The sequence below is a fragment of the Lysinibacillus composti genome (assembly GCF_016908465.1).
GTDB classification, from domain to species: domain Bacteria; phylum Bacillota; class Bacilli; order Bacillales_A; family Planococcaceae; genus Ureibacillus; species Ureibacillus composti_A.
In genome coordinates this window covers 131,121-153,843 of sequence record NZ_JAFBDY010000005.1, presented here as the reverse complement: position 1 = coordinate 153,843, position 22,723 = coordinate 131,121, and the positions used below count along the sequence as shown (strand labels likewise).

At 36.8% G+C, this 22,723-nt stretch carries 23 protein-coding genes; all 23 read right to left on the bottom strand.

Annotated features, from left to right (window positions below; all coding sequences use genetic code 11):
• Positions 1 to 1,323: a flagellar motor switch phosphatase FliY gene (fliY, locus tag JOD29_RS07980; protein WP_124764001.1), complete on the bottom strand. Its 1,323-nt coding sequence runs from the start codon at positions 1,321 to 1,323 to the stop codon at positions 1 to 3.
• Positions 1,316 to 2,311 carry a flagellar motor switch protein FliM gene (fliM, locus tag JOD29_RS07975; RefSeq protein ID WP_124764002.1) on the bottom strand — a complete coding sequence of 332 codons (996 nt, stop codon included), beginning with the start codon at positions 2,309 to 2,311 and terminating at the stop codon, positions 1,316 to 1,318. Before fliM ends, fliY begins: the two co-directional genes overlap by 8 nt.
• Positions 2,312 to 2,355: 44 nt before the next feature.
• Positions 2,356 to 2,784, bottom strand: a complete 429-nt coding sequence (fliL, locus tag JOD29_RS07970) for a flagellar basal body-associated protein FliL (protein ID WP_124764003.1) — start codon at positions 2,782 to 2,784, stop codon at positions 2,356 to 2,358.
• The gene (locus JOD29_RS07965; protein WP_124764004.1) at positions 2,774 to 2,995 is read right to left on the bottom strand and encodes a flagellar FlbD family protein; all 222 of its coding nucleotides are present in this window, start codon (positions 2,993 to 2,995) and stop codon (positions 2,774 to 2,776) included. The genes fliL and JOD29_RS07965 overlap by 11 nt, the downstream gene beginning before the upstream one ends.
• Positions 2,996 to 3,198: 203 nt before the next feature.
• A complete protein-coding gene (gene flgG / locus JOD29_RS07960) occupies positions 3,199 to 4,002 on the bottom strand; it encodes a flagellar basal body rod protein FlgG (protein ID WP_124764005.1) in 804 nt (267 codons plus the stop codon).
• 61 nt (positions 4,003 to 4,063) lie between these two features.
• Positions 4,064 to 4,708 (bottom strand): flagellar hook assembly protein FlgD, encoded by a 645-nt coding sequence (gene flgD, locus JOD29_RS07955; protein ID WP_124764006.1) that lies wholly within the window; start codon positions 4,706 to 4,708, stop codon positions 4,064 to 4,066.
• A 2-nt stretch (positions 4,709 to 4,710) separates the two neighbouring features.
• Positions 4,711 to 5,979 (bottom strand): flagellar hook-length control protein FliK, encoded by a 1,269-nt coding sequence (locus tag JOD29_RS07950; RefSeq protein WP_124764007.1) that lies wholly within the window; start codon positions 5,977 to 5,979, stop codon positions 4,711 to 4,713.
• Between the two features lie 29 nt (positions 5,980 to 6,008).
• A complete protein-coding gene (locus JOD29_RS07945) occupies positions 6,009 to 6,605 on the bottom strand; it encodes a MotE family protein (RefSeq protein WP_124764008.1) in 597 nt (198 codons plus the stop codon).
• Positions 6,606 to 6,609: 4 nt separating this feature from the next.
• Positions 6,610 to 7,059, bottom strand: coding sequence for a flagellar export protein FliJ (gene fliJ, locus JOD29_RS07940; protein ID WP_124764009.1), 450 nt, complete (start codon positions 7,057 to 7,059; stop codon positions 6,610 to 6,612).
• Positions 7,059 to 8,384: a flagellar protein export ATPase FliI gene (fliI, locus tag JOD29_RS07935; RefSeq protein WP_124764010.1), complete on the bottom strand. Its 1,326-nt coding sequence runs from the start codon at positions 8,382 to 8,384 to the stop codon at positions 7,059 to 7,061. The genes fliJ and fliI overlap by 1 nt, the downstream gene beginning before the upstream one ends.
• A 4-nt stretch (positions 8,385 to 8,388) precedes the next feature.
• Positions 8,389 to 9,189 carry a flagellar assembly protein FliH gene (gene fliH / locus JOD29_RS07930; protein WP_338088296.1) on the bottom strand — a complete coding sequence of 267 codons (801 nt, stop codon included), beginning with the start codon at positions 9,187 to 9,189 and terminating at the stop codon, positions 8,389 to 8,391.
• Positions 9,173 to 10,186: a flagellar motor switch protein FliG gene (gene fliG / locus JOD29_RS07925; protein WP_124764012.1), complete on the bottom strand. Its 1,014-nt coding sequence runs from the start codon at positions 10,184 to 10,186 to the stop codon at positions 9,173 to 9,175. The genes fliH and fliG overlap by 17 nt, the downstream gene beginning before the upstream one ends.
• Before the next feature lie 14 nt (positions 10,187 to 10,200).
• On the bottom strand, positions 10,201 to 11,802 hold the full coding sequence (gene fliF / locus JOD29_RS07920; protein ID WP_124764013.1) for a flagellar basal-body MS-ring/collar protein FliF: 1,602 nt from the start codon (positions 11,800 to 11,802) through the stop codon (positions 10,201 to 10,203).
• Between the two features lie 171 nt (positions 11,803 to 11,973).
• A complete protein-coding gene (fliE, locus tag JOD29_RS07915; RefSeq protein WP_124764014.1) occupies positions 11,974 to 12,285 on the bottom strand; it encodes a flagellar hook-basal body complex protein FliE in 312 nt (103 codons plus the stop codon).
• Positions 12,286 to 12,313: 28 nt separating this feature from the next.
• Positions 12,314 to 12,775 carry a flagellar basal body rod protein FlgC gene (flgC, locus tag JOD29_RS07910; protein WP_124764015.1) on the bottom strand — a complete coding sequence of 154 codons (462 nt, stop codon included), beginning with the start codon at positions 12,773 to 12,775 and terminating at the stop codon, positions 12,314 to 12,316.
• A 2-nt stretch (positions 12,776 to 12,777) separates the two neighbouring features.
• Entirely contained in the window at positions 12,778 to 13,170 is a 393-nt protein-coding gene (flgB, locus tag JOD29_RS07905) for a flagellar basal body rod protein FlgB (protein WP_124764016.1), read from the bottom strand.
• Positions 13,171 to 13,917: 747 nt separating this feature from the next.
• Positions 13,918 to 14,697 carry a GTP-sensing pleiotropic transcriptional regulator CodY gene (gene codY, locus JOD29_RS07900; RefSeq protein ID WP_124764017.1) on the bottom strand — a complete coding sequence of 260 codons (780 nt, stop codon included), beginning with the start codon at positions 14,695 to 14,697 and terminating at the stop codon, positions 13,918 to 13,920.
• An 86-nt stretch (positions 14,698 to 14,783) separates the two neighbouring features.
• Complete coding sequence (hslU, locus tag JOD29_RS07895) at positions 14,784 to 16,181, bottom strand: ATP-dependent protease ATPase subunit HslU (RefSeq protein WP_124764018.1); 1,398 nt, start codon at positions 16,179 to 16,181, stop codon at positions 14,784 to 14,786.
• Entirely contained in the window at positions 16,178 to 16,723 is a 546-nt protein-coding gene (gene hslV / locus JOD29_RS07890) for an ATP-dependent protease subunit HslV (protein ID WP_124764019.1), read from the bottom strand. Before hslV ends, hslU begins: the two co-directional genes overlap by 4 nt.
• Before the next feature lie 17 nt (positions 16,724 to 16,740).
• Positions 16,741 to 17,640 (bottom strand): tyrosine recombinase XerC, encoded by a 900-nt coding sequence (gene xerC / locus JOD29_RS07885; protein WP_124764139.1) that lies wholly within the window; start codon positions 17,638 to 17,640, stop codon positions 16,741 to 16,743.
• Positions 17,641 to 18,137: 497 nt separating this feature from the next.
• Positions 18,138 to 19,451: an FADH(2)-oxidizing methylenetetrahydrofolate--tRNA-(uracil(54)-C(5))-methyltransferase TrmFO gene (gene trmFO / locus JOD29_RS07880; protein ID WP_124764020.1), complete on the bottom strand. Its 1,314-nt coding sequence runs from the start codon at positions 19,449 to 19,451 to the stop codon at positions 18,138 to 18,140.
• Between the two features lie 167 nt (positions 19,452 to 19,618).
• Entirely contained in the window at positions 19,619 to 21,697 is a 2,079-nt protein-coding gene (topA, locus tag JOD29_RS07875) for a type I DNA topoisomerase (protein ID WP_124764021.1), read from the bottom strand.
• Between the two features lie 108 nt (positions 21,698 to 21,805).
• Positions 21,806 to 22,693: a DNA-processing protein DprA gene (dprA, locus tag JOD29_RS07870; RefSeq protein WP_124764022.1), complete on the bottom strand. Its 888-nt coding sequence runs from the start codon at positions 22,691 to 22,693 to the stop codon at positions 21,806 to 21,808.
• Positions 22,694 to 22,723 lie beyond the last annotated feature (30 nt).

Here is a 22,723-nt window from a genome sequence, read left to right as displayed (position 1 = left end):
TTATTTCAAATTATTTAAGCGTTCAGCTTGACTGATGATGTCCGTAATACGAACTCCGAAGTTTTCTTCAATAACCACAACTTCCCCTTTAGCGATTAAACGGCTATTGACTAAAATGTCAACCGGTTCACCAGCAAGTTTGTCTAATTCAATAATTGAACCAGAAGCTAATTGTAGTATATCTTTTACCGAATGTTTTGTTCTTCCGAGCTCTACTGTAACTTGTAATGGAATATCTAATAACATATTCAAATTTCGGGCTTCAGCAGGTGTAATGTTCGCTTGCTCAAACGATGTAAATTGTGCTTGTTGTACATTTACTGGTGGCTGTTGTTTTTGCCCGTGCGGTGCTTGATAATAAGGCATCGCATGTACAGGTGGTTCTTGATATGTCGTCGCCGCTTGTTGTTGGTACGTTGGCGGCTGTTGATACATCGGTTGTTGAACCATTTGTTGTTGAACCATTGGCGGTGCTTGTGGCATCGATTGTTGTTGCGCCATAGGATTTGCGTAACTCGATTGCTCAATAGGCGGCTCATAAACTGGTTGTTGTACTTGTGTAGTTTGTGGTACTACTTCCGGTACAACGTTTTGAATTGGTTGTTCCACAATTGTTTCTTCTTCTTCGCCAAGAAGTGTTTTAGCAATACCATGCGCAAACTTTAACGGCAGTAATTGCATAATATTTGAGTCAATTAATTCACCAATTTTCAATCTAAAGGATACTTTGATTAGTAAATCTTCATCAGGTATGTAGTCACGGCCTTCATCTTGTAAAATATTTAATAAGTCAATGGATGGTGGTGAAATATCTACCTTTTTATTAAAGACCGTTGACATAGATGTGGCAGCTGAACCCATCATTTGATTCATGGCTTCTTGTACCGCGCTTAATTGAATCTCGCCTAAATCCATATTTGGATGTAAGCCATCTCCACCTAACATAATATCTGCAATAATTGAAGCATCCGATTGTTTTATAACTAACAGGTTCATACCGTTAATCCCTGCTGTATATTCCACTTTTACAGCTACATATGGATGTGGAAATTCCTCTTCTAATTTATTGCGGTTAATCATTGAAACGACAGGTGTTGTGATCTCTACTTTTTGGTTTAATAAAGTGGAAAGGGCGGTAGCAGAACTTCCAAATGAAATATTTCCAATTTCACCTAACGCGGATTGTTCCATCAAATCTAAATAATCATCAATATTAATTGTTACTTCATTTGTTGATTGATCTAACTCATTAATTCGATCTTCTAAAGTTTCGCCTCTTAATAGAGCTTCAATTTCTTCTTGGGAGAGCATACCATCACTCATCTTCGTCTCCTCCTTTCACAGGTTCGATAATCTGAATTGCCATTTTTTTATTTAATTTACCTGGTTGAACCGTAAACTTCGGTATATTCCCCACTCTTAAAGTTAGTGGGTCATTAATATTTTGATCTAATTGAATGACATCACCAATGTTCATATAAAGAAAATCTTCAATGGTAATGTCCGATGTACCTAATTCGGCAACAAGATCAATCTGAGCCTGTTTAACGCGATTTTCAAGCATTTTCGTTTGTTCTGGAGTAGCTTCTTTCGTATTGGACTGCATCCAATATTGAACAGACAAATTGCGAATGATTGGTTCGAGTACAACATGTGGAATACAAATATTGATCATACCTGTATTTTCACCAATAATCGTATTTAATGAAATCACTACGACCGTTTCATTCGGTGAAATCATTTGTAGGAACTGTGGATTCACTTCAAGTTCGACGAGCATCGGGTCAATTTCAGCAACATTTTGCCAAGCCTCTCTTAAGTTGTCGAATGAACGCTCAAATAAATTGGTCATTATTTTTTGTTCAATTTCAGTTAAGTTATCCACGTTGCTATAGCTTGAGCCTTTTCCCCCCATTAAACGGTCTAGCATGGAGTACGCGATGTTAGGATTAATCTCCATTAAGATATTACCATCTAGAGGTGGTACTTCAAATATATTAATTAATGTCATTTTGGGAATTGAACGTACAAATTCTTCAAACGGGATTTGGTCCACAGAAACAACCGTTATTTGAACATAAGTTCTCAATTGAGCTGAGAAAAATGTTGTTAGTAGTCTGGCAAAATTCTCATGTATTCGAGTCAAACTTCGGATTTGATCTTTTGAGAAACGAAGCGCACGTTTAAAGTCATAGTTTTTAATCTTTTTAGTTTCTTCTTCTTTCTTGATTTCATCCGCTGACATTTCACCAGTGGAAATTGCAGATAGAAGAGCATCAATCTCGGATTGGGATAATACATCTCCTGCCATTTGCCCACCTCCATTTCACGTGTTACACATTGTTGTTCCGACTGTTACTGAATGACGTAGGAGGTAATGTAGATTTGTTCAACTTCGCCCTCTTGCATCAAATCATTTAGCTGAGCTTTAATAGTAGACTCAAATAATATTTTGCCTTCCTTACCCGCTAAGTCTTCCTCTGTCATTTCTGAAAGTTCACCGATGACAATATGATTGACTTGGAAATTACGCTTTTCTAATTCCTCAGCAGCTTTTTTACTTGTTGTCTGAATTTTTAATGTCAGTTTTACATAGCTATCATCTGCTAAATTAGTCATAATTTCAGGAACATCAACCGAAGCTTCTACTATTTGATCTATGGTTGGTTCATTTGCTGTAGATTGTTTATTGAATTGTGTTAAAAGGACAAAAATTACAATCCCAATTAACAGGATTGTCACTAGTATTATGAGCATTATTGTTAGCAATTTATTATTTTTCATCTAGATCACCTCTTAAGTGCGGGTTCGATAAAACCTGAATCGTTCTGTAGAAACTCATCACTCTTTTTCGCACTTCTTCTTCAGATTCTAACACAATAAATTTACGCCCAGTCGTCAGCGTAATGGTCGTATCAGGAAATGCCTCAACTGTCTCTATGTATAGTGCGTTTATTGAAAAAGGTTTCCCATTTAACCGTGTAAGTTCAATCATTGAAATAGGGCCGAGAATCCCAAGAGCCGGCCCGACCCTCCTTTCAAGAAAAGCTGAGCGCGTACGTTCAGCAGCGACAAGCGCTGGAACTAAAACTGGTGAGGGCGCTTTTTGCCCTCGACAGTTTTAGTGAAGCGTCTCGAGCTGCTAACGCGCGAAGCTAGACACTGTTCAAACTTCAAAATTTATCGATCTTCATTCAATTATCGTTTTAAGTTTACAAGCTCTTGAAGAATTTCATCGGATGTTGTAATAATACGAGAGTTTGCTTGGAAACCACGTTGCGCAACGATCATTTCAGTAAATTCTTCTGAAAGGTCTACGTTAGACATTTCTAAGAAACCAGATTGAATCGAACCTTTACCTGCTGCTTGTGGTGTAACATTATTGTTTGGTTCACCTGATGCAGGTGATTCCTTGAAATAATTCGAACCGACTTTTTCTAAACCTTCACTATTAGGGAATTTCGCTAAACTGATTTTTTGAGATGAACTTAAACTACCATTTTCTGAAACGATATTTACGCTACCATCTTGACCGATTGACATACTTTGAGAAGTAGTAGGTACATTAATTTTCCCTCCACTTGTACTTAGCAAATACATTCCATCGGCAGTTACTAAATCACCTGCTGCATCGATATAGAAATTACCAGCTCTTGTATAAGAGATGTTGGATAGTGAATTTCCTGGAGCCACTCGGAAATAACCATCACCTGAAACGGCTAAATCTAGTACTCGCCCAGTCGTTTGTAATGAACCTGCTGTTGCAACTGTATCAATTGCAGCGATTTGTGATCCTAAACCTACTTGTTTTGGATTTACACCACCACGAGTTGTAGATGGCCCTGTTGCTCCTGCAGTTGTTTGAGAAATTAAATCTTTAAATACTACGCGACCTTTTTTGAACCCATAAGTATTCACATTTGAGATATTGTTCCCGATTACATCTAATTTTGTTTGGAAGTTTTTTAAACCAGAAATACCTGAGTACATTGAACGTAACATGTGTCATCGTTCTCCCTTCGATTTTCATATTTTTATAATGTTGCATCTAATTGTTAGGAAGTTATTTTACTAATTCGAATTGATCCTTCGTTATTCGTGAACCATTATTTAATATGTATTCAATCACTGTATTGTTAGTTGAAACAGATTCTATTATCGCTTGTAACATTTCACCATTGTTGTCGTACTGAATCGTCTTACCAATTAAATTACTTGCCGTTACAAGTGGATTTTCAGAAATAGTAGAAGATGATTTATTTAATATTGAAGAGATATTACCTGGTGTAATTTCCTTTCCATCTTCAAGTATGAAAACGGGTTGACCATCAACAAATTTCAACTCATTAATAACATCAGTTCCTTCATTAACAGTTGAATTGCCTTCCTTATCTTTCGTCATTTCAAGCCACTTTACTTCTTTACCAATAAATGATGTATAGTTCATTAGCTGAGATTGTTGCTGAGATTCGAGTAAATCCTTTATACCAGAAGCGACATTTTGCATTTGCTCTAATGAAGAGAATTGAGCCATTTGCGATATAAATTGCTTGTCATCCATTGGTTGCGTGGGATCTTGATTTTGTAATTGTGTGATTAAGATTTGTAAGAAAGCATCTTTCCCCAACGCACTGCTACCTGTTTGACGCTGTGGTGCCTGATAACTTGATAAATAATAATCAGATGAAATCCCATTCGTATTAGCCATCTTTACACTTCCTCATTTTTTAGAAATTCACTAAATGAAATTGCTTCTTCATCATCTTGTTCTTTTGGCTCTGTATCTTCTTGTTCTTGTTGTTGCTTATATAAGTTACCAAACATGTTTTGGTCGCGGAAATTATGGTCTGTCTGTTGTAGACTTTGTGCGATATCAATTCGATCCATTTGAATATTCGCTTGCGCAAAAGCAGATTTCAATTGATTTAGTTGACTATCTAATAATTCTTTACCTGTTGAAGTGGAAGCAAGTAAACGCGCCGATAATACACCGTCTTTTTGTAACAATTCAATTCGAATGGAGCCTAGATTTTCAGGGTTCAACTTAAGTAATAGCTTCATTGTTCCTTGTGATTTAGCAATCTGACTTCGATTCAACAGACTCTGTATTTCTTTTACTAGAGCTTCTGACGCAACTGACTTTTCAGTAGTTGGTAAAGAAATCGTAATTGTTTTAGTTGTAGCTGTTGTTGTCGTCGTTGATTGGTTAACTGAATCGTTTACCGAATCCGCCTGAGTTTCGGTTTGTTTTACGACTTGCTGTACAACTTGTTGAAATCCTTGAATGGCCATTTTTCCAGTAGTTTGAGATGTTTGAGTTGTTTGAACTTCAGAAACCAAGTTTTGGAACAAATCTTTTAACTGAGCTAACTGAAGTGGTTGATCACCAAGTAGATCCGTATTCTTTCCAACTACTTGTGCTAACTTTAAAAATTCAAGAAATTGTTTTGCTTCATTTGGAGTTACATTGTGCTCACCTTGAAGCGCAGCAGTTAGTTGACTAATGACATTTGGTGCTTGTTCGTTCACTAAGCCAATCAACGACCAAATATCTGTTACTTCGGGTTGTTGTTCACTGCCTATGATTTGCTTAAGTGTCCCCATCAATTGCTGCGGATTCATATTGAATACTGCTAGTAAGTCATCCAAATTCATCATTTCATCAATTGCAACTGCTTGTCCTTCTTCGCCTGCCTGAATCATGAGTAACCCATCATCATGTGAGATTCCAAGTAAATCTAACACTTCTTCCATTGAATCTGTCTCTAACACTTCTCCTAATTGTTTTACTTCTACCTCTTCTGGAGAATGGCTCGTGGTTTCAGTTGAATGGGTCGTTTCCTTTGAAGCTACAAACTTATTAAATACAGCTTCAAATCCTTCTGTCTTTTTAGTCATGATTTGATTTTTTGTTGACATAATTGAATTCACTTTTGCAGGCATACTTACGTTCGACAATTGCATTATTCCGATATTCATGATTCACCTCATTTCTCACAATGCATGTTTTAATTCGATAAAAGCTCAGTGTATCGAGCTGCATCAGCTGGATTCATTTTGGAGAAGACCTCTGCTAACTTATCTGGCTTTAAATTAGATAAAATACGAACTGCTTGGTCGTCACTTAACTCAGTGATAATTGGCGCAACACTTTTAGCTGACATTTCTTCGTAGGTCGATAAGATTTCATCGAATTCTTTTTGAGAATTTTGGTTTGACCTTTGTAATTCATCAATTCGGAATTGTAATTGTTCTTTTTCAACTTCTGCGTCATGATTTTTTGCCTTTAAATCTTCCATTTCTACTTGCAATTTATCGATTTCTGCTTCTTTTTCTTTTATTTCTGCTTGAAGATTAACAATTTTTTGACTTTGATTAGCGTTTTCTTCCGATGTTTTTTCTTTAGACGAAATGGTATTTGTGACATTCATTGCCTTTTCAAAAACATTCGTACCTGTAAATTGAGCAACAACTAACAGAATTGCAATAACAAATAAAAGAGGAATAAGGAACCAAAAGAAGAACTTTTGAAATACCCCCGGTGATTTTTCTTCTTCGATCTGCTCGAACTTTTGTTGATTTTTATTATTTATACGGTTTACCATTCAATCACCTGAATTCTTTCTTACTGTACATAAGGGAAGATAACTCGTCTAATTGCACCATTTCTAAACGATCTTGCTCTACTTTAAATGCTTGAAAGTCTTTTTCACGCATTTTTTCAAACTTACGTACTTCCAAGTTTTTTTCTACTAATTTTTGTTCATGCCAATTCATTTTTGCGCGAGCTTGCATCACCTTTTGTTGCATATCTGCTATTGAATGCTCAAGACTGTCTATAAATTTTGCATAATGATGAATTTCATCTACAGTCGAACCAGAAGCTAAACGATCATTTTGATATGTAATAAGGTCTTCCTTCTTCTTTAATAGTTCATATAATCTATTTGCGAATTCTTCAAATGTACGAACTGATTCTTTGTAGGCCATTTCTGTTTGTTGTTTTTCTTGTTCTCGAATCGTTAGTATTTTTTCAAATCGATATGTGTACTGAACCATTATTTTCTACCACCATTCGATAATGCGATTAATTCATTGACTGTATCTTCTAATGTCACTTTGTCTCTAAAACCTTGTTTTAAGAAGCTTGTAATTAATGGCTCGTATTGAATGGATTCATCGATTTCTTTCGAAGTCCCTCGTTTATACGCACCAATGTTGATTAAGTCTTCAGATTTGGAGTAGGTATAGTAAAGTTCTCGTAACCTTTCTGCAGCACGGACATGTTCATTTGATGAAATATGATTCATTAGTCGGCTGACACTTTTTAACACGTTGATTGCCGGATATTGTCCTTTATTTGCAAGCGTTCGGTCTAGCACAATATGTCCATCTAAAATACCTCGGACTGTGTCAGCAATTGGTTCATTCATATCATCACCATCTACAAGTACCGTATAAAAGGCTGTGATGGAACCTTTTAAGTTTGTTCCTGTCCGTTCAAGTAATTTTGGTAAGATCGCAAATACAGACGGCGTGTACCCTTTTTGTGCAGGAGGTTCACCTGTTGCTAATCCAATTTCGCGTTGGGCCATGGCAACACGTGTTACCGAGTCCATCATTAACATGACATTTAATCCACGGTCTCGGAAGTATTCTGCAATTGCTGTTGCTGTGAAGGCACCTTTTATCCGCATAAGTGCAGGTTGGTCACCTGTTGCAGCCACAACAATCGAACGACTAAGCCCTTCTGGACCTAAATCGCGTTCAATGAATTCCCGTACCTCACGACCACGTTCTCCAATTAGTGCAATGACGTTTAAGTCTGCTCTCGTATTTCTTGCGATCATTCCAAGGAGAGTACTTTTACCAACACCGGAACCAGCAAAGATCCCGACACGTTGACCTGTCCCAACGGTTAGCATCCCATCTATGGCTTTGACGCCCACTTCAATTTGGTCATTGATAGGTGGACGAGTAAATGGGTTTGGCGGATCATTTTCTGTTGGCACAGTTACAAGTCCTTTCGGAAGGGTTGAGCCGTCAATGGGATTCCCCATTGAATCTAGTACTTTTCCTATAAGCTCAGGGCCTACTTTCACTTCAAGCGGTGAACCTGTTCCCTCAACTAAACATCCGATAGAAATTTCACGAAGGGATGTAAATGGCATTAACACCACATTTTCATCATTAAATCCAACCACTTCAGCTAAAATAATTTGGTGGCCGTTTTTCGGTGAATTGACATGAATTTTACAAACATCACCGATGGAACTTTCAGGACCTTGTGACTCAATCATTAAGCCAACAACTCGCGTTACTTTACCGAACTTTTTAAATGTTTCGATACCCTGAATGTGATTCATTAATTGAGCAGCAAGCATCCTATCATTCCTTACTATCTAAAATTTCGTGAAGCTTTAATCGTAATTCGTTTAATTGACTATCAATGGATACTACGATTCTTCCATGATTCGTTTCAATATAGCTTTCCGTATCGTTCAAATCCTCATTAACAAAAATGAGGAATGGAACATCTGTCGGGAACATCTCGACTAATTCATCACGATAACTTGTTATTAACTCATAGTACTTTGGCGAAATATATATTTTAACTTCTTTCATTTCACGAGCTTCTTTTAAGCCCTGCTTTATAATCGAAACAAACAATTCGTCCTGTCGTTCAAGTGAAACGCCTATAATCTTTTGCGAAGCTGTTAATGCTAAGTCTAAAATGACATGTTCTTGATCTTCAATGTACTTCCGCGCATTTTCAAGCGAGTGTTCAATTGTCTCATTCGCCATTTTTAAGCTTCCTGCCATATCAGCATTTGCTTTATTGATACCCTCTTCATAACCTTGCCCGAATCCTTGTTCATAAGCTTGTTGTTGTAAAACAAGTTTTTCTTCTTCCCAAAGCATTTTAAGTTGTTCGATTTGTTCGAGCTGCTCATGCCGATACTGTTCAAATTCCTGTCTTTGTGCTTCTATTTGAAGCCCCGCGTCAAAAAGGAGTTGGTCTCGTTCTGCATATATCTCCTCCAATGAAATCTGAGGTTCAGCGTGCTGTTGTTCTTCCTCCTCACCATCAAATGTTTTGGTGAAAAGATCACGAATTTGAATATTTACGGTCTGTTGTTCTTGTTGTTCAGATTTAATGGACCGGATTAATCTAGACAATGACGTCATCTCCTCCGCCGCGTGCGATGATGATTTCACCCGCATCTTCTAAGCGACGGATGACTGCAACAATTCTTGTTTGTGCTTCTTCCACATCGCGAAGACGAACAGGCCCCATAATCTCCATTTCTTCTCTAAATGTGTCTGCCATACGCCCAGACATATTTCGGAAAATAATCTCTTTTACTTCTTCACTACTTATTTTCATTGAAAGCAATAAATCTTCATTTTCACAGTCACGAATAACTCGTTGAATCGAACGGTTATCAAGCGTAACAATATCTTCGAATACAAACATGCGTTTTTTAATTTCTTCCGCAAGCTCAGGGTCTTGAATTTCAAGCGCATCGAGAATCGTTTTCTCCGTTTGACGGTCTACACCGTTCAACACTTCAACAACTGCATCTACTCCACCCGTTTCAGTGTAATCTTGCGTAACAGTTGATGAGAGTTTTCGTTCTAGCACTGCTTCAATTTCACTAATCACTTCAGGTGATGTAGAATCCATCACTGCAATACGCTTAGCAATATCTGCTTGTACTTCCTGTGGTAATGACGATAAAATCACACCCGCTTGTGCAGGATCTAAATAAGATAAAATAAGTGCAATCGTCTGTGGATGTTCATTTTGAATAAAATTAAAAATTTGTGCCGGGTCCGCTTTTCTAGCAAAGTCAAATGGGCGAACCTGTAACGATGAAGTTAATCTATTAATAATCGCTTGTGCTTGTTCTGCACCTAACGCTTTTTCCAAAATTGTTTTCGCGTACCCAATACCGCCCTGAGAAATATAATCTTGGGCTAATGCGATATGATGAAACTCTTCAATAATGTCTTCTTTCACACCAGGTTCCACTTTTTTTACACTTGAAATTTCCAATGTTAGACGTTCAATTTCTTCTTCATTTAAGTGTTTGTATACAGAAGCAGAAACTTCAGGTCCTAAAGAAATTAATAATAGAGCTGCTTTTTGCTTTCCCGTTAACTCTTTTTCTTTTCTGGACAAAGCCCGACCCCCCATTAATCTTCAGCAATCCAACTACGCAGTAATTTTGCAAAGTCTTCTGGTTTTTCCTTCGCCATTTTTTCTAGCTGTTTACGACGAACTGTACTTTCTGTTTCTACTTCACGATTTATATCTTCAACAATAATTTCTTCTTGCTGACGTTCAATAATCGCCATTTCCTCTTCTACTTCTCTACGTTTCTTACTTCGTAAAATATAGATAACAAGTAAAATAATTGATACAAATAAAATACCGCCGATTACCCAAATCCACCATGGAATGACAGAAGTTGGTTCAGCTGTCGTTGCATCATTTCCATAGAATGGTTGAACCGAGACAACTATTTTATCGTTAATTTGGTCTTCTGTTAGGTTACCAGCAGCTTCTTTATCGATTGTCGTACTAACTACAGTTGATAAAATCTGTTCGATATCTTCTACTACATCCTGAGATAAGGTAGTAGCATCATTTGGTACTGGTGGTTCCACCATTACTTGAATCCCTAAATCTCTAATTTTATATGGACTCTCTTGGATTTCTTTTTTAATTCGATTTACGTCATTGTTGATAGTTTCTTCAACGCGTTCGTAATCTCCATCATTACCTTGTGTTTCTTTGTAATTTGTAAGATTATCCGATCCTGTTTCAATTTCTGGTTCACCAGATGCAGTAGTAGGAGGTTGTCCTGTATAGGTTTCAGTAATACGTTGGGCACTAATTTCGATCCCTTCCATATTTTCCTCATTTACAGGCTCTACTAGATTTTCTTCTCGATTTTCTTGTTTAAAGTCAATATCAGTTGTGACCGAAACAACAACCTTATCTTGGCCCATCATCGTGCCAAGCATTTGTTGTACTTGACGTTGTAGATCACGCTCAATTGTCTTCTTCACTTGCATTTGACCTTCTACCGTATTAACAGAATTGCCACCTGCTGCTTGTGAATTTAAATCAAAATACTCTGAATACTGATTTGTAATAACGATATTATCAGTGCTTAAATTTGGAATACTTTTTGACACTAGATTGTATAACGTTTTAATTTGTTCTTCTGTGAATTTTTGGCCAGGTTCTGTATCTAAAACGATGGATGCACTTGCCTCTTGTCCTGCATCATTGATGAAAATGCCTTCTTCTGGCATTGAAATCATAACATTCGCATCTTTTACACCATCAATTTGCTTAATTAAATTTGCTAATTCAGTTTGAGTTGCAGCTAATTTAATAACGTTGAATTCATTGTCGGTCATACCGAATCCAGCATTTGACGTAAAGAAGGAATTATTAATATCCCCTGATTCAGGATAACCTTGGGATGCAAGAGAAACAGTTAATGTATCAACTTGATCTTCAGGAACAAGAATATTTGTGCCTCCCGGTGCAATCTCATAAGGGACTCCTTGTGCTGCTAATACTTCGGCAATTTCACCTGATTCTGAAGCCGATAGCTCAGTGAACAGAGGAACCATTGTCGTTCTGGTAAAGAAATAAGTAAGTATACTAGCTAATGCAATAACACCAATGATCGTCCCAATTAGCGCACCTTTTTGATTTTTCGTCCGACTTTGCCAAAACTGTGTCGAGTCGGATTTAACCTTTGTAAGTCGATCGTTCATTTAATATCCTCCGGTTTAGTGAATACACTAACAATTTCAATTCGCGTAACCAATCATTGTACCTGTCGTAACTCTTTTGGTACTTATAAGATTTTGCGACTGTCGCAAGCTTTCTTCGCAATAAAAGCTTGTTCCTGCGTTTACTTGTCGCAGAAAAAATTGCTAAGTGGATTAAACACTCATACGCATAATCTCTTGGTAAGCCTCGATCACTTTGTTACGAACCTCAATTGTCGCATTCAGTGTAATACTAGCTTTCTGAGAAGCAATCATTACCTCATGCAGCTCTACATCTTGACCATTTATTAACTTATTCGTTAAATTGTCTGAAGTGATTTGTTGATTATTAACCGATGCAATCGCATCTTTTAATGTATTCGCAAAAGACTGCTGGGCCTGAAATGGTGTTGCTGGAGCTGTTAATTTATTTGTATCGTTTGTTACCTGTGTCGGCATCATTAATGAAACTGATTCAATTGCCACTTGATTTTCATCCTTTCAAACTCAAATTCTATTTACCAATTTCTAATGCTTTTGTTAGCATCGATTTATTTGCATTAAATACCGTAACGTTTGCTTCATATGAGCGAGTTGATGAAATCAAATCAACCATTTCGGTTAAAATATCAATATTCGGCATTTCTACATACCCTTCTTCATTTGCATCAGGATGCGTTGGATTATAAACTAGCTTAAATGGTGTTTCTTGATCTTCATTAATTTTGGACACTGTCACACCTTGGCCGACTGATTTATTTGAAGTTTTCCCCATAGCTACTTGTAGAAAGTTCGAAAATTGCCCTTCCTTTGCAGTAAGCGTTACAGATTTACGGCGATATGGCTCCCATTCACCATTAACGAGTTTTCCTCGTGTTGTATCTACATTTGCTATATTCGATGAAATAACATCCATCCTAAGACGCTGCGAAGTTAATGCAGAAGCCGTTGTATTCATACTGCCAAAGATCGACATTACTATCTTCCTCCTTTAATGACTGTATTTAACGTATTTAACTTTCCATTTATACGGTCAATTAAGGCATTATAGTAAATTGTATTTTTAGCTAGTTCTGCCTGCTCTAAATCCATATCAACCCCATTGCCGTTCACTCGATAACGTAAATTGCCGTAGCTATACACACCTGGAGATTTTTGATTCATTTCAAACTTGTAATGTCTTTCATCCGTTTGATTAGCAGATATTGTCGAATCTTGCGCGTCAGATAACATTTGTTTAAAGCTTACATCCTTCGCTTTATAATTAGGAGTGTCGACATTTGCAATATTTTGCGCAATCGTTTTGTTTTTTAATGACGCGTAATTCAGTCCATTTTCTAGGCTACTTATAGTTCCACCGAACAAGCTCAAACCCGTTCACCTCGTTTATTTCATTTGTTATATAAATATTTCATTTTCATTTCCAAGTTATTACCCTTTATTAATTTTAATTAACTTAAGTCTTAGTGTCTATCGACTTTTGTCGATTTTTAGTAGTCAATACGGACTAATTTTCTTTACAATTATTTACGAAATGTTCATATTTAGAAAACAAAAGACTAAATTCTATAAGGAAACATCTGATTTTGTCTTCATTTCAGGCACTAGAAGCCGATATTAAGAAGATTGGACTATGATTTTTGAAGTAACTGTCATTTAATCCATTTAACAAATTTGTCATAATAAAAAGCCCTACTTCTGAATGAAGTAAGGCTTCCTTTTAAAAAAAAGTATAAATTTTCTATTTTGAACAGTGTCTAGCTCCTGTGGCTTGCTACTCGGGACACTTCAACTTCCTCCTACGCATGCTAGCATGCTTCTCGGAAGTCTCCAGTGCCTGTCGTAGCTGAACGAGCCACAAAAGCCTTTTCTTTATGTCTAGCTCCAAACGCCAGCTCCTCGACAACTTCAGAACCGCCTTCAAGGCCAAAAATTATGTACTTTCATTAAAACCACATAATTTTCTGCGCCGAAAGTGAAACCACAGGCGCATAAAGCGACCTTTTGTCGGTTCCTCCGACGCACAGGACGTGCTAGTGCCGACAATGCGACACGATGTCGCGTTTTTGTCGGCCAGTTGTTGTCGGAGCTTAACGGGCGTTTTCCGCTTTTCTTGTATTATTTCATTTTAATTTCTGCAAGTGCTGCAAGGAATTTATCGTTCAATACTTTGATATATGTTCCTTTCATACCTAGAGATCTTGACTCGATTACACCAGCTGATTCTAATTTACGTAATGCGTTTACGATTACTGAACGTGTAATCCCAACACGGTCGGCAATTTTAGAAGCTACTAGTAATCCTTCGTTTCCATCAAGTTCTTCGAAAATGTGTTCAATTGCTTCAAGTTCACTGTATGATAATGAATTGATCGCCATTTGAACAACCGCTTTACTACGTGCCTCTTCTTCAATTTCTTCTGATTTTTCACGTAGAATTTCCATACCTACTACTGTTGCACCGTACTCAGCTAAGATTAGATCGTCATCTTCGAATCTTGCAGAAAGACGGCCTAAAATTAAAGTACCTAAACGTTCACCGCCACCAATAATCGGTACAATCGTTGTTAAACCATTTTCGAATAATTCACGGTTTTCGATTGGGAAAATTGTATGCTCACTAGTTATATCAAGGTTTGGAGAAGTTTCATTAATGTCGAATAAGTGTTGTGCATAATCTTCTGGGAATTGACGTTCCTCGAACATTTTTTTAATACGTTCATTTTCAATATTTTGATGAATTGAAATGCCTAATAATTTTCCTTTACGACTTACGATAAATACGTTGCTATCGATAATATCTCCAAGCGTGTCTGCCATTTCTTTAAAGTTAACTGGTTTACCCGCTGATTCCTGTAACATTGAGTTAATTTTACGTGTTTTACTTAATAAATTCATTTAAAAAAATCCTCCTAGTAAGGTTGCATCTAAGTTTATTTAATATTCTAAAGGTTTTTACAATTTAATGATACTAAAAAACCCTATTATAAGATAAATTGCGACAAATCTTTGTTTTTAGAAATTGCACCGAGTTTTTGATCAACATAAGCAGGAGTAATATCAATATGTGCTGGTCCAATTTCTGACGCTTCGAAAGACAATTCCTCTAGCAATCGTTCTAAAATTGTATGAAGTCGTCTCGCACCAATATTATCTGTATCTTGATTTACTTCAGTTGCGATTTCTGCGATACGATCAATTGCTGCATCAGTAAATTCAATCGTTACGCCTTCTGTTTCTAATAATGCTTTATATTGCGTGATTAGGGATTGATCTGGTTCCTTTAAAATACGAACAAAATCTTGTTTCGTTAGTTTCTCTAGTTCAACACGAATCGGGAAACGTCCTTGAAGCTCAGGTATTAAATCACTTGGTTTCGACATATGGAATGCCCCTGCTGCAATAAACAACATAAAGTCCGTTTTAACAGGCCCATATTTTGTCGTAACAGTGGAACCTTCAACAATTGGTAAAATATCACGTTGCACGCCTTCTCTAGAAACATCTGCAGACGTCCCACCACTACGACTTGCAATTTTATCTATTTCATCAATGAAAATAATCCCTGATTGCTCAGCACGGCGAATAGCTTCCCCAGCTAATTCGTCTGAATCAATTAATTTATTAGCTTCTTCAATTGTTAGCACTCTACGTGCATCTTTTACTTTCAATTTACGTTTTTTAGTCTTTTTAGGCATCAAGTTTGATAGCATATCTTGCATACCAGATGACCCCATATCAATACCCATTCCAGGCATTGCATCAAATAAAGAGGTATTTTGTTCAGTAACTTCTACCGTTACCCATTCATCTTCTAGTTTGCCAGCTTTAAGGTCTTGTGCAATTTGAGAACGTTTTGAGCGTACTTCAACCTCATCTTGACTTGAATCTTCTACTGGTTTCTCTTTTTGACCACCAAATAACATTTCAAAGGGATTTTGAGCCATTTTAGCTTTCATCTTAGAAGGAACAAGTAGTTTGACAATGGCCTCATTTGCCAATTGCTCTGCTTGTTCTTTTACAGATTCCATCATTTCATCTTTGACAAGTCTTCTAGAAGATTCAACTAAATCACGAACCATAGATTCAACATCACGACCAACATAACCTACTTCTGTGAACTTTGTAGCTTCCACTTTAATAAATGGTGCATTGGTTAACTTGGCGATCCGTCGAGCAATTTCTGTTTTCCCAACACCAGTTGGACCAATCATTAATATATTTTTTGGAATAATTTCGTTTCTTATTTCCTCAGCCAATAACGAACGACGATAGCGATTACGCAATGCAATGGCAACCGCTCTTTTTGCGTCCTGTTGACCTACAATATGACGATTTAAGTGTTCGGTAATTTGTCTTGGCGTTAAATTTAGGTTTGTCATTCTTCAAGCGCCTCCACGATAATATTATGGTTTGTAAATACGCAAATATCAGCTGCTATTTTTAAAGAGTTCTCAGCAATTTCTTTTGCCGATAAATTTGGAGCATATTGTTTTAACGCACGTCCAGCAGATAAAGCATAATTTCCACCCGAACCAATAGCTAAGATCCCATCATCTGGTTCAATTACTTCACCTGTTCCTGAGATTAAAAGCAATGTTGATTGATCCATTACGAGTAATAACGCTTCCAATTGACGTAACATTTTATCGCCACGCCATTGTTTAGCAACTTCCACTGCAGCACGTTGCAAGTTGCCATCATATTTCTCTAATCTTGATTCAAACATATCAAACAATGTAAAAGCATCCGCTACAGAACCGGCAAAGCCCGCTAATACTTTCCCATTAAATAGTCGTCTTACTTTTTTTGCCGTATGTTTCATTACAACTGAGTTTCCTAAAGTTACTTGACCATCGCCTGCCATTGCACATTTACCGTTATGATGTATGGCAAATATTGTCGTCGCATGAAATTGTTCCATTCATTTTCCTCCTAACATTATGCTCTTGGGTGAGAGTTCATATAAGTTTTTCGAAGGTGCTCTTTCGTTACATGTGTATATACTTGTGTCGATGCTAAACTTTTATGACCTAATAATTCTTGCACCGTTCTTAAATCGGCACCATTATTTAACAAGTGTGTCGCAAATGTATGTCTAAGCATATGCGGATAAATCTTTGTATGCATAGAAGCTTGACTAATCATTTCATTTAAAATGTAACGTACACCTCGGGATGTAAGTTCTCCACCGTGCATATTAACAAATAATTGATTATGGTTGGTACGTTTCATTAACATAGGCCGGGCTTCATTTATATACCTTGTTAAAGCAAGATTTGCGTAATGACCAAAAGGAATTATTCTCTCTTTCCGTCCTTTTCCCATTACTCGTATGATGGAATAACGGAAATCAATATCTCCCATTTCTATCGATGTGCATTCACTGACACGCATGCCAGTTGCGTATAAGAGTTCGAGAAGAGCGATGTTACGAATCGATTTTGGATCATCACCAACATTCGCTTCAAACAACTGGGAAAGTTCTTCCTCATAAAAAAAGTTAGGTAAGTGTTTTTCCTTTTTTGGATGATATAGCGATCGAAATGGCGCATCATCTAATTCAAACTCGCGATTCAGAAATCGGAAAAAGGAGCGGATGGAAGAGATTTTTCTAGAAATGGTTGTTCTAGCTTTCTGTTCGTCATACAGCCTAGTTACAAAAATCCTTGCATGTATGTATTCTACTTCGTCTAAATCCACAACACCTTCAGCTTGTAAAAAGGAAAGAAATTCTTTCAAATCCGCTTCATATTCTTTTACAGTATGTACTGAGAAGTTTTTTTCTAACTGAATGAACCGAATAAATTGCTCAAATGCTTCATTTGGAGCGATATTCATCACCAGTACACCTCCTGAATTCATTCGAATTTACTTTTTACAAAGCTATAAGCTGATTTACTATGTTAGTCTGAGAAAACACACTCGAGAACGACTCATCTTAAGTACCGAAAGACATCTATAATATTAAATTTATTTAGTAGTTGGAGAATGAATGATGTAAAAAATAGAAAAAATTCACTTTAAATTCAGTTTTTGCAGACATCCATAATGACACTATACCTATATACGAAAATTAGCAAGAGAAAAATTAATAAAAATATTGTTAAAATATTGTAAATGTTAACAAATTCGTAACAAGAACTTTTAAGCACAGATTTCATTCACGAAACCCACTTAAAATTAAAGAAAGCTAGTATATACTGATTGAATAATTATAGTTTACAATAACGTTGCTAGACATCAGACATCAATATATCAAAAAGCATTGCTCATCTGCAAATAAATTAATTAGAAAAGCCTCTCAAATTATAACAATTTGTAGAGGCTTAAATCAATCATATTGTTTGAGAATTCACAAAATTTTGAATTGTTGCTAATGCGCGATCTGCATGCTTTTGCGCTCTTTCTTGTTTTGATTTCACTCTTTCGCCTAACTCTGGGAATAATCCGAAGTTTACGTTCATTGGTTGGAAGTGTTTTGCTGGTGCTTCTGTTATATAACGCGCCATACTACCTAATGCCGTTTCAGCTGGGAAGATGATTGGTTCCTCACCTTTTGCTAACCTTGCAGCATTGATTCCAGCAAGTAATCCGCTTCCTGCTGATTCAACATATCCTTCGACTCCAGTCATTTGTCCAGCAAAGAAAAGAGTTGGACGTGCCTTTAATTGATATGTCGGTGCAAGTACTGTAGGTGAATTAATAAATGTGTTACGATGCATAACCCCATAACGCACAATCTCTACATTCTCTAAACCAGGAATTAAGCTGAACACTTCTTTTTGTGGTCCCCATTTTAAGTGTGTTTGGAAACCAACGATATTGTATAAAGTACCTGCAGCATCATCTTGTCTTAATTGTACAACTGCATAAGGTCTTTTACCTGTTTTCGGATCTTCAAGACCAACAGGTTTCATCGGACCGAATAAAAGTGTTTTACGACCGCGCTCTGCCATAACTTCTACTGGCATACAGCCTTCAAAATACTTTTCTTTCTCAAATTCTTTTAAAGGAGCTGTCTCGGCAGATACAAGTGCATCGTAAAAACGATTAAATTCTTCTTCTGTCATAGGACAGTTTAAATAGGCCGCTTCACCTTTATCATAACGTGATTTTAAATATACTTTATCCATATCAATACTATCTTTTTCAACGATTGGAGCTGCAGCGTCGTAGAAGTATAAATACTCTTCTCCCGTTAAAGCTTTAATTTGTTCTGCTAAAGCTGGTGAAGTCAGTGGACCCGTAGCAATAACTGTAATCCCTTCTGGAATTTCCGTTACTTCTTCATTCACAACTTCTACTAACGGATGATTACGAACTTTATCTGTAACATAACCAGCAAACTCATGTCGGTCTACAGCTAATGCTCCACCTGCTGGCACGGAACAATTGTCAGCAGCGTCGATAATTACTGAGTCTAAAATACGCATTTCTTCTTTAATTACGCCGACTGCATTTGTTAACGTGTTCGCACGTAATGAATTCGAACAAACTAGTTCTGCAAATTTTTCTGTATGATGTGCAGGTGTTTGTTTAACTGGTCGCATTTCAAATAAACGAACCTTTACCCCACGTTCGGCAATTTGCCAAGCTGCTTCACTTCCTGCAAGGCCTGCACCAATTACGTTTACAATTATTTCTGTCATGTTTAAACTACCAACCTTCTCTATATCAATTACATCTTTAGTCATTCTACTTTTTATTCAGCACTAGTGGATTTCCTCAAGTAATACAGGATAAGCTTGGAAAGACGATCACTTCAACAGCTCAAATGATCGCCTCTCCTCTAGTTAATTAGATTTAAGAATTCTTGTTACTGTGTTGGCGCTTCCTCATAGTCACATTTTGTACACTGAATTTGAATACCTTTTTTAATTTTCTTCTCAACTAATAATGCACTACATTTCGGACATGGTCTACTAATTGGCTTATCCCAGGATACAAATTCACATTCTGGGTAATTATTACAGCCGTAGAATAAGCGCTTAGTTTTACTCTTACGTTCAACGATTTCGCCAGTTTCACAATTTGGACATTTTACGCCAATTGGCTTCATAATGGCTTTTGTATTTCGGCAGTCAGGGAAATTTGAACAAGCCATAAATTTACCATATCGCCCAAGCTTATAAACCATTGGAGCGCCACAGTTTTCACAATCTTCACCTGCTGGCTCATCTTTAATTTCAATTTTCTCCATGACTTCATCCGCATGTTTAACACGTGGTTCAAAATCTTTGTAGAAGGCATCTATTACTTCTACCCATTTTGTAATCCCTTCCTCAATGGCATCTAAATCATGTTCCATTTGAGCAGTAAATTCAATATTAATGATTTCAGGGAAGAACTCAAGTGTAGCTGCATGTACAATTTCTCCAAGTTCAGTTGGAACAAATCGTTTTGTTTCTAATTGTACATATCCACGTTTCTGAATAACGTCTAACGTCGGTGCATATGTTGATGGTCGACCGATGCCTAACTCTTCTAGCTCCTTAACTAGACGGGCTTCCGTATAGCGTGGAGGTGGTTGAGTGAAATGTTGAATCGGATCAATATCAAGTGACGTTACTTTATCGCCTACTTCCATTTCAGGGAGTAGTTTTGTTGTTTCTTCCGTCGCATCATCTGTTCCTTCAATATAAAGCTTCATAAACCCTGGAAACTTCACATGCGATCCATTGGCACGGAATAATACATTTTCATTCTTTAGATCAACTGAAACAGTATCTAAAATCGCTGGGGCCATTTGACTCGCAACAAAACGTTCCCAAATTAAGCGATATAGTCGCAATTGATCACGACTTAGCACTTCTTTTAACTCGTTTGGCGAACGTAGCACACTCGTCGGACGAATTGCTTCGTGGGCATCTTGAGCATTTGTTGCTTTTTTCGCCTTTTTTGCCTCACCAACAATATATTCTTTACCGTATTTTTCATTAATATAATCGAATGCTTCGGATTTTGCAGTTTCGGAAATACGAGTGGAGTCGGTACGCATATACGTTATTAACCCGACCGTTCCCTCTTTCTTACCGAGATCAATTCCTTCATATAATTGTTGTGCAAGCATCATTGTTTTTCTTGCACGGAAATTTAGCTTTCGGGCAGCTTCTTGTTGTAACGAAGAAGTTGTAAAGGCAGGAGCTGCATTTCGTTTTCTCTCTTTCTTTACAACATTCGTTACTTCAAATTTATTGCCTTTAAGATTTTTTAAAATATCTTTTACTTGTTGCTCATTTGTTAGTTTTACTTTTTCATTTTCAATGCCAAAGAAAACTGCATTGAACTGTTTTGTATCTTTTTCAAACTTTCCATCGATTGTCCAATATTCTTCAGGTACGAAATGCTTTATTTCGTTTTCACGGTCAATAATTAATCGTAGTGCAACCGATTGCACACGTCCTGCAGACAATCCTTTTTTTACTTTCTTCCATAAAATAGGGCTAATATTATAGCCTACAAGGCGGTCTAAAATTCGTCGTGCTTGTTGTGCATCTACTAAATTCATATCTATTGGTCGTGGATGCTTAAACGACTCTAAAATTGCATCTTTTGTTATTTCATTGAAAACCACTCGACATTCAGAATTTGTATCGATATTTAGAGCAGTTGCTAAATGCCAAGCAATTGCTTCCCCTTCGCGGTCAGGGTCGGATGCAAGAAAAACTTTTTTTGCTTTTTTAGCAGCTGTTTTTAATTCCTGCAGCACGGGTCCTTTCCCACGAATCGTAATATATTTCGGTTCATAGTTATTTTCTACATCAATCCCCGTTTGACTTCGCGGTAAGTCACGAACATGCCCAATTGAAGCCTTAACTTTATATTTCTTTCCTAAATATCGTTCAATCGTTTTTGCTTTTGCCGGTGACTCTACGATTACTAAATAATCTGCCATCTATACTTCCCCCTTATAGAGGTTAAATTGATAAATTTTATAAATAAATACCTGTTGCAAAATGTATAACAGATTTTATAATAATGCAACTTTTTTTCAATATTTACCTTAAAACAATTTGATTTCCTCTATGATTTGATACCCGTTCCATACTGGAATTGCCCCGTCTTTTAACAATTTATTTGTCCCTTTTGATTGTTCTGAATGTATTGGTCCAGGAACAACAAATACATCTTTCCCATGTTCCAATGCATGGTCTGTTGTAATTAGTGTACCACTTTTTAAAGAAGACTCAGTGACAACAAGCGCATTGCTAATACCGCTAATAATACGATTTCTCATTGGAAAATGCCATTTTTGAACCCCAACATATGGAGGATATTCTGTAATTAGTAAATGATCAATCGCCATTTTAGCAGCTAGTTCACTATTTTCCCTTGGGTAGAGGTGAAATAAACCATGTCCTAATACCCCAATTGTTCTTCCACCAAATTGAAGGGCTGCACGATGAGCGAAACTATCCGCCCCTTTTGCTAGTCCGCTTACAATGACAAAATTTTGCTCAATGAGTGGAGGGACAATGCAATCTAGGGCTTGTTTGGAATAATTTGTCGCTTTTCTTGAACCAATTATGGCAATTTTATTAGGATTTTGTAATAAAGAAATGTCTCCTCTTCCATATAAAATGGTAGGTGGATCAACTAATTCTAACAATTTTTTAGGATACATTGGATGATTATATGGTACCACATGTATCTTTTGGGAATTATATGCAAAAATTAAATCATTCTTTAAAATCATAGAGTATTTTTCTAAAATGGCGTTTGCAGTATTTGTTGTAATTTGTAGAATATTAGCTAATTCTGTTGAAGTCACTTGCGGAAGATTGTCGAGAGAACCGATCTCAAGAAGTAATTTTTGAAATTTATTTAAAGTTAGGGGATAAATATAATGGAGGGAAAGCAATTGTTCTAATCGAAATAAAGACTGATTCATTTAAACACTTCCTTTAATTTAGAGGAAGTT

What these genes read in the sequence shown, in the direction of transcription:
- fliY (WP_124764001.1), bottom strand. Translation starts at nt 1,323, where the DNA reads ATGAGTGATGGTATGCTCTCCCAAGAAGAAATTGAAGCTCTATTAAGA.
- hslV (WP_124764019.1), bottom strand. Translation starts at nt 16,723, where the DNA reads ATGGAACAATTTCATGCGACGACAATATTTGCCATACATCATAACGGT.
- fliL (WP_124764003.1), bottom strand. Translation starts at nt 2,784, where the DNA reads ATGAAAAATAATAAATTGCTAACAATAATGCTCATAATACTAGTGACA.
- fliH (WP_338088296.1), bottom strand. Translation starts at nt 9,189, where the DNA reads ATGACGTCATTGTCTAGATTAATCCGGTCCATTAAATCTGAACAACAA.
- hslU (WP_124764018.1), bottom strand. Translation starts at nt 16,181, where the DNA reads ATGACAAACCTAAATTTAACGCCAAGACAAATTACCGAACACTTAAAT.
- trmFO (WP_124764020.1), bottom strand. Translation starts at nt 19,451, where the DNA reads ATGACAGAAATAATTGTAAACGTAATTGGTGCAGGCCTTGCAGGAAGT.
- JOD29_RS07965 (WP_124764004.1), bottom strand. Translation starts at nt 2,995, where the DNA reads ATGATTGAACTTACACGGTTAAATGGGAAACCTTTTTCAATAAACGCA.
- flgD (WP_124764006.1), bottom strand. Translation starts at nt 4,708, where the DNA reads ATGGCTAATACGAATGGGATTTCATCTGATTATTATTTATCAAGTTAT.
- JOD29_RS07950 (WP_124764007.1), bottom strand. Translation starts at nt 5,979, where the DNA reads ATGAATATCGGAATAATGCAATTGTCGAACGTAAGTATGCCTGCAAAA.
- fliF (WP_124764013.1), bottom strand. Translation starts at nt 11,802, where the DNA reads ATGAACGATCGACTTACAAAGGTTAAATCCGACTCGACACAGTTTTGG.
- flgG (WP_124764005.1), bottom strand. Translation starts at nt 4,002, where the DNA reads ATGTTACGTTCAATGTACTCAGGTATTTCTGGTTTAAAAAACTTCCAA.
- codY (WP_124764017.1), bottom strand. Translation starts at nt 14,697, where the DNA reads ATGAATTTATTAAGTAAAACACGTAAAATTAACTCAATGTTACAGGAA.
- dprA (WP_124764022.1), bottom strand. Translation starts at nt 22,693, where the DNA reads ATGAATCAGTCTTTATTTCGATTAGAACAATTGCTTTCCCTCCATTAT.
- fliM (WP_124764002.1), bottom strand. Translation starts at nt 2,311, where the DNA reads ATGGCAGGAGATGTATTATCCCAATCCGAGATTGATGCTCTTCTATCT.
- topA (WP_124764021.1), bottom strand. Translation starts at nt 21,697, where the DNA reads ATGGCAGATTATTTAGTAATCGTAGAGTCACCGGCAAAAGCAAAAACG.
- fliI (WP_124764010.1), bottom strand. Translation starts at nt 8,384, where the DNA reads ATGCTTGCTGCTCAATTAATGAATCACATTCAGGGTATCGAAACATTT.
- flgC (WP_124764015.1), bottom strand. Translation starts at nt 12,775, where the DNA reads ATGTCGATCTTTGGCAGTATGAATACAACGGCTTCTGCATTAACTTCG.
- fliJ (WP_124764009.1), bottom strand. Translation starts at nt 7,059, where the DNA reads ATGGTTCAGTACACATATCGATTTGAAAAAATACTAACGATTCGAGAA.
- JOD29_RS07945 (WP_124764008.1), bottom strand. Translation starts at nt 6,605, where the DNA reads ATGGTAAACCGTATAAATAATAAAAATCAACAAAAGTTCGAGCAGATC.
- xerC (WP_124764139.1), bottom strand. Translation starts at nt 17,640, where the DNA reads ATGAATATCGCTCCAAATGAAGCATTTGAGCAATTTATTCGGTTCATT.